The organism is Treponema pallidum subsp. pallidum str. Nichols, assembly GCF_000410535.2.
Taxonomy (GTDB): domain Bacteria; phylum Spirochaetota; class Spirochaetia; order Treponematales; family Treponemataceae; genus Treponema; species Treponema pallidum.
Genome location: NC_021490.2, coordinates 188509 through 202939, shown reverse-complemented (window position 1 = coordinate 202939; position 14431 = coordinate 188509). Strand labels below are relative to the sequence as shown.

General features: G+C 54.0%; 15 protein-coding genes and 1 tRNA gene. 7 read left to right on the top strand and 9 right to left on the bottom strand.

Annotated elements, in window-relative coordinates:
* Window positions 1-7 precede the first annotated feature (7 nt).
* Entirely contained in the window at window positions 8-634 is a 627-nt protein-coding gene (gene lepB / locus TPANIC_RS00920; protein ID WP_237249926.1) for a signal peptidase I, read from the bottom strand.
* 168 nt (window positions 635-802) lie between these two features.
* Here lepB and smpB point away from each other — a divergent pair, with 168 nt between their 5' ends.
* Window positions 803-1267, top strand: coding sequence for an SsrA-binding protein (gene smpB / locus TPANIC_RS00915; protein ID WP_010881631.1), 465 nt, complete (start codon window positions 803-805; stop codon window positions 1265-1267).
* A 4-nt stretch (window positions 1268-1271) separates the two neighbouring features.
* Window positions 1272-2117, top strand: coding sequence for a TP0183 family DNA metabolism protein (locus TPANIC_RS00910; protein WP_010881630.1), 846 nt, complete (start codon window positions 1272-1274; stop codon window positions 2115-2117).
* A gap of 2 nt (window positions 2118-2119) precedes the next feature.
* On the opposite strand, the gene TPANIC_RS00905 is transcribed toward TPANIC_RS00910, so the two are convergent.
* Entirely contained in the window at window positions 2120-2758 is a 639-nt protein-coding gene (locus TPANIC_RS00905; protein ID WP_014342316.1) for an L-threonylcarbamoyladenylate synthase, read from the bottom strand.
* Window positions 2739-3182 carry a septum formation initiator family protein gene (locus TPANIC_RS00900; protein ID WP_010881628.1) on the bottom strand — a complete coding sequence of 148 codons (444 nt, stop codon included), beginning with the start codon at window positions 3180-3182 and terminating at the stop codon, window positions 2739-2741. The genes TPANIC_RS00905 and TPANIC_RS00900 overlap by 20 nt, the downstream gene beginning before the upstream one ends.
* 92 nt (window positions 3183-3274) lie before the next feature.
* Between TPANIC_RS00900 and TPANIC_RS00895 the strand changes: the two genes are divergently transcribed.
* From TPANIC_RS00895 to TPANIC_RS00875, 5 genes are read left to right on the top strand one after another with little or no spacing between them, the layout of a single operon-like run.
* A complete protein-coding gene (locus TPANIC_RS00895) occupies window positions 3275-5158 on the top strand; it encodes a hypothetical protein (protein ID WP_010881626.1) in 1884 nt (627 codons plus the stop codon).
* Window positions 5158-6084 carry a YkoF family thiamine-binding protein gene (locus tag TPANIC_RS00890; RefSeq protein WP_010881625.1) on the top strand — a complete coding sequence of 309 codons (927 nt, stop codon included), beginning with the start codon at window positions 5158-5160 and terminating at the stop codon, window positions 6082-6084. The genes TPANIC_RS00895 and TPANIC_RS00890 overlap by 1 nt, the downstream gene beginning before the upstream one ends.
* Window positions 6075-7487, top strand: coding sequence for a 6-hydroxymethylpterin diphosphokinase MptE-like protein (locus tag TPANIC_RS00885; RefSeq protein ID WP_014342314.1), 1413 nt, complete (start codon window positions 6075-6077; stop codon window positions 7485-7487). Before TPANIC_RS00890 ends, TPANIC_RS00885 begins: the two co-directional genes overlap by 10 nt.
* On the top strand, window positions 7484-9004 hold the full coding sequence (locus TPANIC_RS00880) for a motility associated factor glycosyltransferase family protein (RefSeq protein ID WP_014342313.1): 1521 nt from the start codon (window positions 7484-7486) through the stop codon (window positions 9002-9004). The genes TPANIC_RS00885 and TPANIC_RS00880 overlap by 4 nt, the downstream gene beginning before the upstream one ends.
* Window positions 8997-10376, top strand: a complete 1380-nt coding sequence (locus tag TPANIC_RS00875; protein WP_014342312.1) for a GGDEF domain-containing protein — start codon at window positions 8997-8999, stop codon at window positions 10374-10376. Before TPANIC_RS00880 ends, TPANIC_RS00875 begins: the two co-directional genes overlap by 8 nt.
* Here the strand turns inward: TPANIC_RS00875 and TPANIC_RS00870 are convergent.
* The 6 genes from TPANIC_RS00870 to troD all read right to left on the bottom strand — a co-directional run bounded on the left by TPANIC_RS00870 (window position 10366) and on the right by troD (window position 14431).
* Window positions 10366-10794 carry an FMN-binding protein gene (locus TPANIC_RS00870; RefSeq protein ID WP_010881618.1) on the bottom strand — a complete coding sequence of 143 codons (429 nt, stop codon included), beginning with the start codon at window positions 10792-10794 and terminating at the stop codon, window positions 10366-10368. The two genes, TPANIC_RS00875 and TPANIC_RS00870, sit on opposite strands and share 11 nt — an antisense overlap.
* A gap of 99 nt (window positions 10795-10893) precedes the next feature.
* On the bottom strand, window positions 10894-11703 hold the full coding sequence (locus tag TPANIC_RS00865; protein ID WP_010881617.1) for a 5'-methylthioadenosine/adenosylhomocysteine nucleosidase: 810 nt from the start codon (window positions 11701-11703) through the stop codon (window positions 10894-10896).
* 120 nt (window positions 11704-11823) lie between these two features.
* Window positions 11824-11896: transfer RNA gene (locus TPANIC_RS00860), tRNA-Met, on the bottom strand.
* 125 nt (window positions 11897-12021) lie between these two features.
* Window positions 12022-12777 carry a 2,3-diphosphoglycerate-dependent phosphoglycerate mutase gene (gene gpmA, locus TPANIC_RS00855; RefSeq protein WP_010881615.1) on the bottom strand — a complete coding sequence of 252 codons (756 nt, stop codon included), beginning with the start codon at window positions 12775-12777 and terminating at the stop codon, window positions 12022-12024.
* A 79-nt stretch (window positions 12778-12856) separates the two neighbouring features.
* On the bottom strand, window positions 12857-13318 hold the full coding sequence (gene troR / locus TPANIC_RS00850) for a manganese/iron-sensitive transcriptional repressor TroR (RefSeq protein ID WP_010881614.1): 462 nt from the start codon (window positions 13316-13318) through the stop codon (window positions 12857-12859).
* Between the two features lie 9 nt (window positions 13319-13327).
* Window positions 13328-14431, bottom strand: a complete 1104-nt coding sequence (gene troD / locus TPANIC_RS00845; RefSeq protein WP_014342310.1) for a transition metal ABC transporter permease subunit TroD — start codon at window positions 14429-14431, stop codon at window positions 13328-13330.

Sequence of the window (14431 nt, the reverse complement as noted above, 5' to 3'; positions counted from 1 at the left end):
CTACACACTACAAGACACCAAATGCTCCGAAAGGGAAATAACGCATGAATGCCTTTGCTTTTATCTGCGTACTACCGTCGATGGCACCCCACAGACGAGAATCACTGGAGACAATTCGATTATCGCACAGCACGAAGTAGGAGTGCTCGTCCAACTGCATCTCTTCCATGAAACCAGAAAAGGGAAGCCGTTCAGACCAATGCTCAGGAAGCACCCCCTTACGCACGTCGTAGCTAACTGCACTCACTTCAAATTCCGTGAGGAAGTGTTGCTGACCGTGGGGCTTAACGTACAGCACAAAATCGCGCATATAGACAGTGTCCCCTGGAAGGCCCACCACCCTGCGCATTTGCGGCCGCGAAAACATGCGATCTGCCGCGCCAAACGGCCGGTACAATTGAAGGCTTGCGAAGCCTAACACAGCATTCATCGCCCTTTTAAACAGGCCTATATCCTCTTTCTCAAGGGGAGTTGCAAGCACCAAATCCCCCCGCTTGATGCGGGCAAAGCGAAACAGGGACGAGGCAAGAACGCAATCCCCTGCGCTCAGGGTCGGCTGCATCGAGTCCGCCTGAATGCGATACGCTGCAACCACATGCGTAGTGATAAAAAGATAGAACAGAAAGAAGCCCACCCCAGCACTACAAACTGCGGTCGCATTCCGCCGTGCTTCGCGCCGCGCCAAATATGAGTACCTTCTCCACCGCGCAAACATAAAACGGCGTCCCTCCCAGACACGGCAGCCTAACACGGCGATAATCGAATTGACAAGGGAAGTGCCTATCCGGTAGCATCCGGCGCCATGAGGGGCACAGGAACCCATCTCATTGCAAAGAACCGCAAGGCTTTTTTCAATTACCATGTGGAAGACCGTCTAGAGTGTGGCATCGCGCTTGAAGGCACGGAGGTGAAGTCTGTGCGCGCGGGGCATCTTTCTTTTCCTGACGCATTTGCAGAGATGCGCGGAGGCGAGCTGTGGCTAAAGAATGTGCATATTGCGGAGTACGTGCATGCTTGCTCCTTTGCCCCCAATCCGGATCGGATGCGGAAGTTACTGGCACATCGGGACCAGATTGCGCGCTTGAAGCGCAAGGTTGAAGAGAAAGGCTATACTCTGGTCCCCCTGGAGTTTTACCTAAAAGCAGGGCGGGTGAAGGTAGCGCTGGGAATCTGCAAGGGCAAGAAGCTTTTTGACAAGCGCGCGCAGATCAAAGCTCGCGACAACGCACGGGAGCTGTCCCGCAGCCTCTGTGAGCGACACCACTAGTCTCATGAAAAAAGGTGTCCGTTCTTCTCGGCTGCTTATCCTGTTCGTGCTGTTCGCGCATGCTGTTCACGCAGCTCCTCGTGTTGGCGTCTACAGGCTAGAAGTGTCTGGTGTGCCTGCGCACACAGAAACTACCATCAACGACGCGCTCTTTTCTTTCATTCGGGAGTTGCGTGGGTATCACGTTGTAGATTGCAGAGAGCAAGCGGTGCCGCACCGTTTTCCCGAAAAAGGGAATCTTGACTACATATTTTGCGGCGCGATGGACCTCACCCCTGAGGGGATTAGACTGGCTGTTGCACTCAAGGGTAAAGATCACAACGCCACGCGGCTGCTCTCCAAAACATATGAGACGGCAGCGCGCATTCTGCTTGACTCGCGCCACCTGGTCCGAGATGTGTTTGACCGTTCTGTCCCGCTGACAGGAAATCAGACAGAGACGTCTAGCATGCGGCACACGCGCGCAGGTGAAGAATCCGTTTCGTCCCTAGATGCCCTCGCCGGTTCCTGGCACAGCACAGAGGAAGGGGAAAGAATCGTCATCGTGAGCGAAGGCCGCGGCATCGCGGTGTTGCGCTCCGGACTTTCCGTTCCCCTCAAGCTGAAAATTTCAGACGGAGTGCTCGTGGTGTCACAGAAGGGGGCAGTCAATGCGCGACAGTTTTCTCATTTTCCCCCTGAGATCGCTCAGAAGCTCGCGCAGGAGGCGCGTCCGCTCCAGTGGAGGTTCCCAAAGATCTCAGGAAACAACCGGCTTTCAGGCGTCAGAACCGCCCCTGTCGTGCGGGGCGCAGGGCACACCGCTTCTGTTGAGTATGAAGAGGTGCCTGAGGAGTGGGTCCGCAACTGACCTCATTCTTTACATACTTCCCCCACATGAGGGAGGGAAGGAGAGTCACGCCTTTCCAGTCCTGCAAGAGGCAACGGCGCCGCACCAGCGCGGAGCACACGCGGCACGGGGTGCGTGAGGTCTATCACCGCGCTTGGGGAGCCGGTCAGTGGTCCTGCGTCTACGGTCAGCGCAAGATGCTTTCCAAAGATGTGGTCGATGTCCTGTGCATCTTGCAGCGGCGGCTCGCCGTGCCGATTTGCACTCGTGGAAAAGATCGCTCCCCCAACTGCCCGTATCACTGAGCGCAGCCACAGGTCAGCAGGACAGCGGAACGCCTGCGTCGCGCCGTCTTGCATGCGCAGCACAAACGTATACGGGCCAGGCCACAGCGCACGAAACTCCGCAGGAAGCCGCGTCCCGGTATAGACAACCACGTCCTGTGGATCTGCAAGCAGTGCAATGAACGGATAGCCCTCTCTCCGGTTCCCTTCCGTCTCTGTGCACCCACGCGCCTTCAGACATATGAGATCCGGAACAGCGTGTGGCACAAGGCCAGAGAAACCGTACACCGTATCTGTCGGCAACGCTACGAGCGCACCGGCCTTGAGCGCACGCGCAGCAGCGTGCGCAGACTGCGCCTCATGTTTTAAAATACGCACGCGCGCTACCCCACAGCAGCTGTAACAGGACGACAAAGAAGCCGACGCACAGCGCGTACACCTTGCAACGCGTGTCGCTAAAACATGCAGGTGCAACAAGCGGACGTGCATCCCCAGAATCAAGGGTATGCATGTGCGCAACGGTAAAGTTTACCGGCCTCACTAACACATCCCCCGCGCGGACATATCCTAGCTGACGCGCATACGCACCGATAGTCTCTTCGTCAAAGGATAGAGCGTCCACCACCGCAGCCAAGTCGCGCCCACGCTCTGCGAGCGTCTGGATGTGATGGACGAGCTCCTTTTTCTCACGTTCCAGTAGCCGCATGGCACACACCCCCCGCTCTCCCCAGAAAAAGGCGAGTACACCGTAGCTGTTCAGCGCAAGAGACAGGGGAAGTACTACCCTCAAGTAAATGCGCATAGAGTCCTCACCGCTTCCTCTGACTGCGTGTCTGCACTGTCTTCCACATCTTCACCCCTGTTTTTGTCCGTACCCCCCCCCGCCAGGAGGTAATGACACAGGCACTGCAGGTGCCTTCCGCACCCGCGCGTTGCCGTCATTTACGGCGTAAGAACGGGGTGCTTTTACGAATTGTTGAAAAAACGGACCGCACACGCTATGCTCATGCTTTGCGGCACGGCTGCCGACACAGGATGTGTGAGGGAGTTCACGGCACAGAGGAAGATGCTATGGGATCAGAGTCAGCAGAAATGGACAGTCCACACGCAACTGCACGCCCTCAGGAGCAGGGGGAAGACCGTGCCTGGGATGCGTGTGGCGTGTGGGTAAAGGTACCGCCGGAAGCGCAGGAGCCACCCGTCAGCTCAGGTGGCCCAGAGGATCCAGAGGCGCCTGCCCAACACGCTCCCCCGGGTGCGCGCGTGGATGCGGTGCGGCACCATGTGTACCGTGCGCTTCCTGTGCAGTCCTCTGCAGAGGATTCTCGTGGCTTTGTTGACCTCTCCGTGGAGGACGAGGTGCTCGCTCGCGGGTGCAGCCACGCTCCGGGTGGCGAGTCCTCCTCCGACCAGGCGGCAGATGCGCCAGCCGGAGATGCCGCTTACTCGGAGGTGCCGTCGTTCGACGATTTGGTCACACGCACCGCGCAGTCTCAGGACGACAGAGTTGATCTATCGGCAGCGATGAGCTCCGTTGTGACCGAAGAGCCGCCAGAGCCGCGCGGGTGCAGCATGCCCTGCCCCAGCGGGTCGTGCGACACCACAGAGTTCGACGACTTGCTCTCGAGTTTGAGCCACGACGCACCGGAATACCCGGTCGATTCCGACCCTATCACTTACTCTGCTTCGGAGCCTTCTTCGGAAGGACCGGTACGCGGCGCCCCATTCAGTGACGTGGACGCAGTTGCGCAGTCCCTCATGGGTGATGCCCAGGTGGCCGCGCAGGGGGCGCAGGCCAGTACCTCAGGCGATGCTTCCACCGATTTGCTTCTGAAAATTGCACAGGAAATCAGCAGTATCCGCGCTGATCTAGACCAGCTGAAGGGAACCTTCTCCCGGCAAGCTGGCGCCGAGCCTGCTCAGGCTCCCGCCACCGCTCCGGCTCCGGAAGGAACAGAGGCTGCCTACTCCGGGTTTTTCTGTGACGATGATCCAGACGAGACGATTGCGCTTACCAACGATGAGCTGAACAATATCCTCATCACCTCTGAGTTTACCGAGGAAGATGGGAAAGACTCTGCGGCCGACGCATTTGGTGGTGAACTCAGTGGTTTTGAGTCCTCTCACATCGGGTCCGCTGCAGGCGATTTCAGCTACCTAGAGGAGGACGACCACGCTGCAGCGCGCGTCGCGCAGGAGCAGTGGGTACAACAGGGGCGTGCTACTCTTGGAAACGAAGTTTTCGATGTGAAAGAGCAGGGGGCTCACGCGGATCGTGACGCTGCGGCCGATCCGTCTCCTGTTGCCAAAGATGACGCATCGCCTGAGGCTCAACGGGCGCACGTTTCCTCCACCGGCCTCGATGCAGCCGGTGCCGAGCAGCCCCTCAATACTGAAAATGTCTTCGACGACGAAGACACCCAGCGCGAAGATACATCGTTCCCACTGCCAGAAGAGCAGGAGTTGGACGTCTCCGTTCCCTCGCTAGAGTTTTCTGCTCCCCACGCGATTGAAACCGCCGCCTCTGAGTCTTCGGAGGTTGCCACGCCGGTGGCAATCGAGTCCCCGCCCCAATCGGAAGCGGCCCGTCCTGCGCAGGGGGATTCTGCCAACCTTGCACCTCCCCTCTCAAAGAGCCTTGCCGACGAGGTGCGCTCTGTGCTCGGGTATATGGACCGGCTGCTCGAAAGTCTGCCCGAGGAGAAGATCGAGGAGTTTGCGCGATCGGAGTATTTCCACACGTACAAACACCTCTTTGACGAGCTAGGGATTTCCTAATGGGTCTTATCGCGCGCGCTTCCCGCATCCGGCGTAGCTCGGGTGTCTCCTGCGAGTACTACCGCCTGGAGCTGCAGTTCGTACAGCTGGTTGAATCTCTCGGAATTCCCCGCGCGGGTTTTCTCTTTCTCACTGAAGAGCGCATGTTTGACCTGCGTTTCCCCTTCGGGATTGACACCACCACGTTTTACCGTATGCGTGTTCCCACCTCCCTCCTTTCGCCCGGCCTGCCTGCGGAGCAGTGGACGACCCTGTTCAGGCAGGAACTTACCGAATTGCAGGGTTACTTCTCTTCCCATCTATTCAGCACGCTGCGTGCGCTCCACTTGTATCCGTTTTCCGCTGGAAGCGTGCGCGTATACCTAGTGCTCTTTGATACCCGAACCGACGTCGAGGAAGGTGCCCTCGCTGCAGACCTTCACGGTGATGCATCAGGCGAGGAGCGCGTGCGTTCCTTTATCCTTGCCGTACAGGCGCGCTTCTCGTTTATCGAGGCGAGTAGGCCCGTGTATCCGCGACAGCCGGAGTTGGCACCGAGCTGCTCCCAGCTCGAGTTCGCCCTGAACAATCAGCGGATGGCAAACCTGTTCACTATCAGCATCAACCAGAGTGCGTTGCCCCCCGCCGTTCTTCAGGAAGAGCTGAGTATGGTACGCCGCTGCTGTGCGCTGAGCAACCAGCTATTAACGCTCGTAGGGAACGACAACCTTGCCTCATGCGTCGCTTCCCGGGAGCTGCGCGTTGTGGTCTTTTCTTCCTTTCCCGTCGATCCTGAGCTGTACCTAAACCAACTTACCCGTGGCGTCAGCGCGTACTTTGTTAACCACGCGGAGAATTCACTTCTCATCACAAGCAGTGGAACTACTCGCGCGCAGACGGACGTCCTCCGTTTCTTGCAGTACGAAACCGGGGAGACGTGTCGCTGAACCTCCACTCAAAATATAACCCAAGAAGGGAGGCGGAGCGTTTTGTCGCTGCGATCCTAGAAGGTCGCCGCATTGTGGTAATAACAGAGCCGGGTGAGTCGTACACCGCGGAGTTTTTGCGGGCACGCTTTCCACATGCAAAGCTTATCGCAGTTCGATACACAAACGATGCGTTCACTTCATCCGATATCCAGTGGGACGCAGTCTGGAGACCAGACTGCGGCAGTTTGCATTCTTTCTTAATTAATCATATCCCTGACGAATTGCTCGGGCAAACCGCGTTTGTTCCCTGGGAGCCAGCAAACCGAATATGGCGCGCACAAGCTCAGTCCACATGGCAAGAAATCACCTATACCATCAAAGTAATTCAGAGTGAAATCGCCACGCGCATATACTTCGGAAAACGTTGGTTACTGAATACACTGAGAAATGTATTTTTTCTTGAGCGCCCGGTACGGGTGTGCCTGACCGCACCGGAAGTGTTGTGTGTGGCTGCAGGTTTCGGACTCGAGCAAATCACCCGAGTCGGACTTCCCATAGTTGCGGTCTCCTCAGCACTGCAGGCACTTCTCTACCGCAATATTTCTCCTGATATCTGCATGAGCACGGACGGCAGTTTTTGGGCCGCAGAGCATTTTCCGCCAGCGCCTACCCTTCCGGTGTTGTTTCCCTTAGAAGCGTGCATTCCTCCACGTGTGTTTAAATACTCTCCAATTTCTTTGCTCAACTACCATTCGCATACAGAACACTTCTTTCTGCAACACCTGCACATCCCTTCGGTTTCTGCACAAAGACATGGGAGTGTCATGGGGACTGCACTCGAATATCTTTTACAGTGTGGGGTACATTCTATTTATTTGGCCGGACTCGATTTGCACCCGGGAAAGGGATTCCAACACGCACGTCCACATGCTTCCTTCAAACGTTTTAATCCCAAGAGAACTGAGCCACTTGCGACCTGCATTGCAGGAAATTTTGACAATCGCTCACTAGAAACATACGCACACTGGTTTTACAGTCTCCCACAAGAGAAAATCCAGAAACTTACACGGCTAAATACAGAACACGCACCACCTTCCAATGTACGTACCATCACGTATGAAGATTTCTCCCAACACGCCTTCGCCAAAAAGGATACATTCACCTTTTCAGAAGGGCCGCCGATTTCGCGCATCCACAAAAAGGCAGTGCTCCGCCACTACTTTGAACGCATCACACGCAGTGCACACCATGCACGTATCGCATCCAGTATAGCCAGCTCCGGCATAGAAAAAGAGGCTTTTGAGTTTCTTGCATACGCTGAGCTACTTCACCTGAGAAAAAACCCTTCTCAGGGAACACAAACTCTCATTCACAAGGTGCGCCATGAAATCGTTCAACTTAGGAACAAGCTCAGCATATGACTAATGTGTTTAAAAAAAATATCCGAGCGCTCAGAATGCGCTATCAGGATATCGCCTTGACACTGGAGCGCACCCATTCTAACGGAATATACGCCGGCACATTGACTGCACACACAGGAGAAAACATTCCCTTCTTTAGGAACAATCGGACACTCCACTCAAGATACAACCCATGGATAGAAGCAGAAAGAACTCTGCCTGCGCAGCCATGCTTCATTCTTTTTTGTGGCATCGGGGCAGGTATCCACATCAGTGTTTTCTTAGAAAAATTTCGTCACGCATGCTGCGCGGTATGTGAATTTGATTACGCGAGTTTCCGTGCACTCCTGGAGCAGGTGGACCTCACGCATATTATCGTCCAAGAACGCGTCCACTTTCTTCATCCGCTCACCCACGGTAGTGCATCACAAGAAATTGCACAGTGTTATATGCCCATCATCCACGGCAATTTTTTTGTTCACTATCTACAACCCTGGAAGGCATTTTTTCCCACAAGCGAACAAAAGATCGCTGAGCTTACCAGCCAAGCAATGAAAATCATTCGTGCCGACTTTTCAGTCCAAGTGCACTTTGGAAAGCTTTGGATGAGAAACGCATTACTCAATCTAAGATATGCACAGATATTCACACCAAAGCTACCGAACATCAATACACAAACTGAGGCGATCATATTAGGTGCAGGGCCAAGTCTTGAAAAAGGTATTGAAAAAATACGTTCACATAGGGATGTGTACACTATTTTTGCATGCGATACTGCTTTTCCCGTGTGTTGCACAGGCGGTCTTATGCCAGATTTTTTTATCAGCATTGATCCGCAATACATCTCGTATGCACACACTATGTGTTCATTCCCTTCACAGGTAACTGCAATATTCGACATATGCGCGTGTCCATGCGCAGTACGCAGTTTTTATTTGAATGGTAATTCACTTATTTTCACCGGAGGAGGTCACCCTTTTAGTGTATACGCAAGTCGTTTTTCTTCCCTACCTTTTTTAGAAACTAGTTCGGGAACGGTGGCTGGCGCCGCCTATTCGGTGGCTTCCTTTCTAGGGTTTACCCGTATCACTTCTGTTGGAACAGACTTTTCCTACACCAACGGAAAGCCATATGCACGAGGGACATATCTTTCTAAACAGTTCGAACAGAAAATACTGCGCATATCGCCGCTTGAAACACAGTTCTGTAATCTGATGTTTCGCACCCCGACAAGACAGGACAACACACAAGGAGGAATTACCTACTCAAACGAAATACTCGACCAATATAAAAGAAATTTCGATCAAATTACGCCAGGTGCACGCCCATGGCATGCAGCAGATTTTCGCGCATTTCCCTACAAACAATTTATTAATTTTTTCCACGCACAACTGAGAAGCAAACACGCCGCGGCACTCCTCGCCATGCTACCCTTTATAACGTGGTACAAAACAAAGCGTACACCGCAGGCACCTATCTTTCGAATCCTAGAACTTGTACTGGAGGATGTACTTCGCTATACTAGGTACAATGAGTAGGACGTGCGTGCGCGCCTATGCCGTTTTTGCTATCGCGATCATGGTCTTAACGGTGGCTTGGTTCGCCTTCTCTATTTCACAAGCGATTCAAAGAAATACCGTCGGGGCGCAGCAGCGCTTTGCACAAGTGATCAGGCGGATTGCACCGCGCGTGACATCCAAAAGGCAGTTGACAGATGCAGAGGCGGATTTTATCCAGAATTTGTGTAAAAATGATGACCTTATCATGGCGCTGAATATTTTTTCTAACCGGGTGCAGTTGTTCTCCTGGACGTACGACGACCTCATGTTCGTTGCTGGTGGGGGAAGTGAGTTAGTACCGAGAAGTAGCTCTCTTTTCATAAAAATCTTTTCGGGAAGAGTGCCTTATCAAGCCAAAGACGAATGCTTGTTGTTTACCGCAGCGTTGAGGGTACTCACTCCCGCGAATATCTTTTTTAGGGGTTGCGTGGTCTTTCTGGTTATGCTCACCCTCACCATATCAAGCATGGTCTTTTTGGTTATTGAGTATCTGAGCGTGCGCCGATTCCAGTGCGCACAGGGGGACGCGCGCCCTCGTCCTGCTGGACCTCAAGGTACTGCGCGCTCTCGGACAGACGAGGCCCAGGTGTCGCCTGGTACACCGCCTGAGTGTCAGTGTCCGTCTTTTGAAACTCATGGGCAGGACCTTGCTTCTAAGGAGAGCGTGAGCGACCTCGAAGGTTTACATTTGTACAACCATTCTGACGAGGAGCTTTTTTCCATACATGACTCGGTGTTCCAGGAACATACAGGGGGGGAGGGCCGGATGTCTTCCTCTTCCGGTGAGGAAGGGTGCGGGCAGACGCTGCTTCCCGTTCATGAAAAAAAGAGCACCTATGGTCTTTTCAATCCCTTAACCGGGGTCGGTTGGCGGGCCTATCTGGAGGAAAGGCTTGAGGCAGAATTAGGACGCGCCACCGCTTCCGAACAAGACCTAACGCTAATGATAGTACAGGTGGAGCACCCCGCGCACCAGACAGCCGTTGCGGACGCAGCGAAAAAGCTCGTGGAGTTCTTCAAATTTCGGGATATGCTCTTTGAATTCGAGGGTAGTTGCTGCTTCGCGGGTATCGTACAAGACGCAAGCCTCGAAGAGGCGATGGTACTCGCGAGGGATATACACAAGGAGCTGTGCGGCGCCATTGAGAGCGCACGCGTCCTTATCGGCATCGCGACGCGTACGTCCAGACTAACTACCGCGGCCCACTTAATTGAGGAGGCGCACGCGTCGGTGAAGAGGGCGCGAGAAGACCCCGCACACCCCATCATCGCTTTCGAGGCCCCCCACCAGTGTGGGCGCCCGTATCGGTCTTCAGCTTATAGGGATGTCCCGGACCGGTCTACCTGCTAATAATGGCTTCCTTCTCGCCGCGCCGCGCACTCTGCAGAAGCGCAGCACCCAACCTCCTGAAACTCTGGGAAGAAACAGTTGCACCGGTGACCACATCCACCATCTCGGGATTACCCTTTTCAAGCAAAGCATCGGCGAGCTCTCTGAAGGCCTTTTCAGGACCTATGCCCGAGGATGCATACATGACCCGATGGTAGTCAGCGTCCTGGGACTTAAACCGCCCTTCTTTATGCTGATAATCGTAAACCACCTGCACCATCTTGCCACCATCAAAAGTAACCTCGAGAAAGTCCTTCCAACCATTCTCATCAAAATCCTGATACGTCGCCCGGTACGTGCCATTCGGGATAGAACTAAATGAACACGCCCCAAGCAACACCGCAAGACACAGCGCGAACGCGCCACCTCTTTTCACCATAAAACCTCCGAGTGCCGCAGTATAACAACTGGGTATACACCTACACAAGCCCCCCACAGCATCGCCCGACTGCTCAGCCCACTGTCTTACTCCCGACCATTACACCACGACCATCGGGAAAAGAGAAGCCACTACCGATGTGCGTAAAGCGCTGAGACGCTCAAGAACACGCAACGTCAAAAGGGCAGAACGCCGCGCCGCACGCGTCGAAAACTCTTTATAACTCATAGAGACATCCTGCTCAGCACCCGCACCGTCGGATATACAGCGTATAATAACAAAGGGGACGCCATTAACTGACGCTACATGCGCAAAGGCTGCCCCCTCCATTTCCACACCATGCGCACCAAATTCGCGTATAATGCGTGCACGTGTTTGCGCATCTGACACGAAAAGATCCCCTGAGGCGACGCGCCCTTCGACTAAACGAGAAACGCGAGAAGGCGGATCCCCCGAGCCAGAGAGCGCACAAGCACCCTCGGTCCACTCCGGATCCCGTGTGCAGAGATCAAAGGCTTCCCGCACCAAATACCGCAATGCCGTGTTCGCAGTCCACTCTACAGAATCCATGCGCGGAATACGCCCTTTCTGGTAACCAAAAGCGGTAACGTCTACATCATGCTGCACTGCATCGACAGAAACTAGCACATCAAAAACACACAAGCGCTCATCGAGAGCACCTGCAATTCCTGTATTGATAAGCACACGCGCACCAAACTCCGAAATGAGTAGTTGAGTGCAAAGCGCTGCATTCACTTTCCCAACACCGCCGCACACATACACCACCTGAAGCGCACCCACCGACACAACATAGAACGTGAGCCCTGCCCGCTCTGTACCTACTCCCCCGAGACACTCACGTACGCGCGCAACCTCCTCTCCCAGTGCAGCAAAAACGCCGACCGTCACGCACCCTCCCCGTGAAAAACACGAAAACGCGCACTCGCAACCCAGGCACGGAAAAAAGCTGTCCCTTGAAGGTCAGGAAAAAGCCCCGACCACAAGGCACACCGATAAATGAACGGAATATAGCAGGGAGAGGACTCGAACCTCCGGCCTCCGGGTTATGAGCCCGACGAGCTGCCAACTGCTCCACCCTGCGGTGACGCACAGAGCGTACCACGACTAGAGCCCGAAGTCAAGCCACAAAGCAGGACGCTCCGCCCCAGCTTGAAGCGGAGCCTTACAATCATACATACGACCAGAGGATACGACACGCAGGTTTAGTTAGTTACTCTTACCCTGATCAGCCACAGCCTGCGCCCTCGCTGCAACATCCGCCTCATTACCTAAAAAACGCTTCCCACACAGGGTAAAATCCGCCTCGAACTCATAGACAAGCGGTACACCGGTAGGCAAATTTACTTCCATTATCTGAGTCTCATCCAAAGACTCTATGTGCTTCATCAGTGCGCGCAACGAGTTACCATGCGCCACAATAAGCACACGCTGTCCGGAAATCATCTGCGGTTTGATTTCCTCTTCAAAATACGGCACCACACGCGCAACGGTATCTTTCAAACTTTCCGTAAACGGAAGTACTGGCGTCCGACCAGACGCGCATACCCCCCGGTAGGAGGCTTGAGTATGCGGACAACGTGCGTCCCCTACAGTAAGCGGAGGAGGAGCCACATCAAAGGAGCGACGCCACACCCTAACCTGCTGCTCACCATACTTCTGCGCCGTCTCTGTCTTATTTAAACCTTGTAGATCCCCATAATGCCGCTCGTTCAATTTCCAGCTTTTGTGAACCGGCAACCACTCACGGTCCAGTGCCTGGAGTACAAAATTGAGCGTACGAATGGCACGTTTCAAGAAAGAAGTGTAGCATAGGTCAAAATCAAACCCCGCTTCTTGCAGTACGCGGCCTCCTTCCTGGGCTTCCGACTCCCCACGTGGGGTAAGCGGAACATCTGTCCAACCAGTGAACAGGTTCAGCCTGTTCCATTCACTTTCTCCATGACGGATCAACACAAGCTTCATGGCCCTCTCCTCTCAACAATACGTTTTGCACATCCCCTTTTATCTGACAAAAGGCGCATCCTCACCCCATACAAAAAGATCATACACCTGGCACATCGTCCTCAACATACAAATCCAAAAGCGTATCCTTTCTTGGGATCGGCTGCCCGTGAGGATCCCGCGTAGGATACTGCAAATAGCGATCAATAACGTCGATGAGCTCGTCAGAACACGCATGCTCAAGCATTTCCGCTTCTTTGTGCACCACCCCTGCTTCTAAACACAATACCTGGGAAAGAAAACTCTCCAACAAGCGATGCTTCCTTAACACTGCAGATCCAAAAACTGCCCCCTTTCTGGTTAACGTACAGCCAAGACGATGCGTGCGTTGCACATAGCCACCCTTTTCCAAGCGCTTCACCATTGTGCTGATAGTCCCCGGCGTCACGTGTAAAAGGCGAGACAACTCCCCGGTACCCACGCGCTCCCGACGAGACCGCGCCAACGCCTTTACCACTGTCTTCAAATAATTCTCTGCTGCAATATCTGACACTAACGACATCGACTCAGCCTACACGGATACATCCAATCGCGCCTGCGCGAGCGACACACCCTGCGCAGTGAGTAGCAGCAAGGCACCGTGACGCTCTACCATCCCTCGCCTGAGCGCGGTACGCACCACGCGGGCCGCCCTGCGCGCAGACCAACTCACATGTTCTGTCAGGTGCACTTCAGCGCACTCCACGCTGCGCTCCACCGTGTAACGGTGTGTTGCAAGATGCACGGCAAGTGTCACCACATCTAGATCAAGTTTCAAAGCACGCATTACCAGACACCTGCGCACAACCCCGTGTTTTGGAGAGAAAAGGTACACCAACGCGAACAGAACGCCCGCCATGGTAGCCATTGCTCCTGCAATGCTGCCGTCTATCTTCACCGCAAGAAAAAGCCCACTAATGGACGCACAAGAGGCGAGCAATGAAGCAAGGACCAACATCAACAACAAGTTATCTGTCAACAAAAGCGCTGCTGCAGGCGGTGTAATCATCAATGCAATGACCAACACTGCACCCACCGAATCGAAGGCTCCCACACAGGTAATACTCACCGCGAGCATAAGCCCATAATTAATAAGCGTAGGAGAAAAACCCAAACTCGTGGCAAGCACCGGATCAAACGTAGAAATCTTGAGTTCCTTGAAAAAGAGCGCAAGCAACAGCAGTAATCCACACAAGACGGACCCCATCTGTACCAGACTCCTAGGCAAGGACCAAGCAAAAAACGAAACCCTATCCAAGGGCGCAAGTCCAATTTCCCCAAGCAGTACCGCATCTGTATCAAGATGTACATTCCCTGCATACAACGACACAAGGATCACCCCCAACCCAAACATTGCAGGGAACACAAGCCCGACTGCTGCATCGCTCTTTACCATCCCTGTCTTCTGCAAAAGTTCTGCACAGATTACCGAACATATCCCCGCAATCACTGCCCCCACAAAAGGCACGAAAGAAGAAAGCGTACGACTCAGAAAATAACCGAGTACTATCCCCAGGATAACCGAATGACTGATCGCGTCACTCATCAGCGATATTCTACGCAACACTAAGAAAACCCCACACAGCGCGCACGCAACCGACACGACCACTGCAATAAGCACAACCTCCATGGTCAT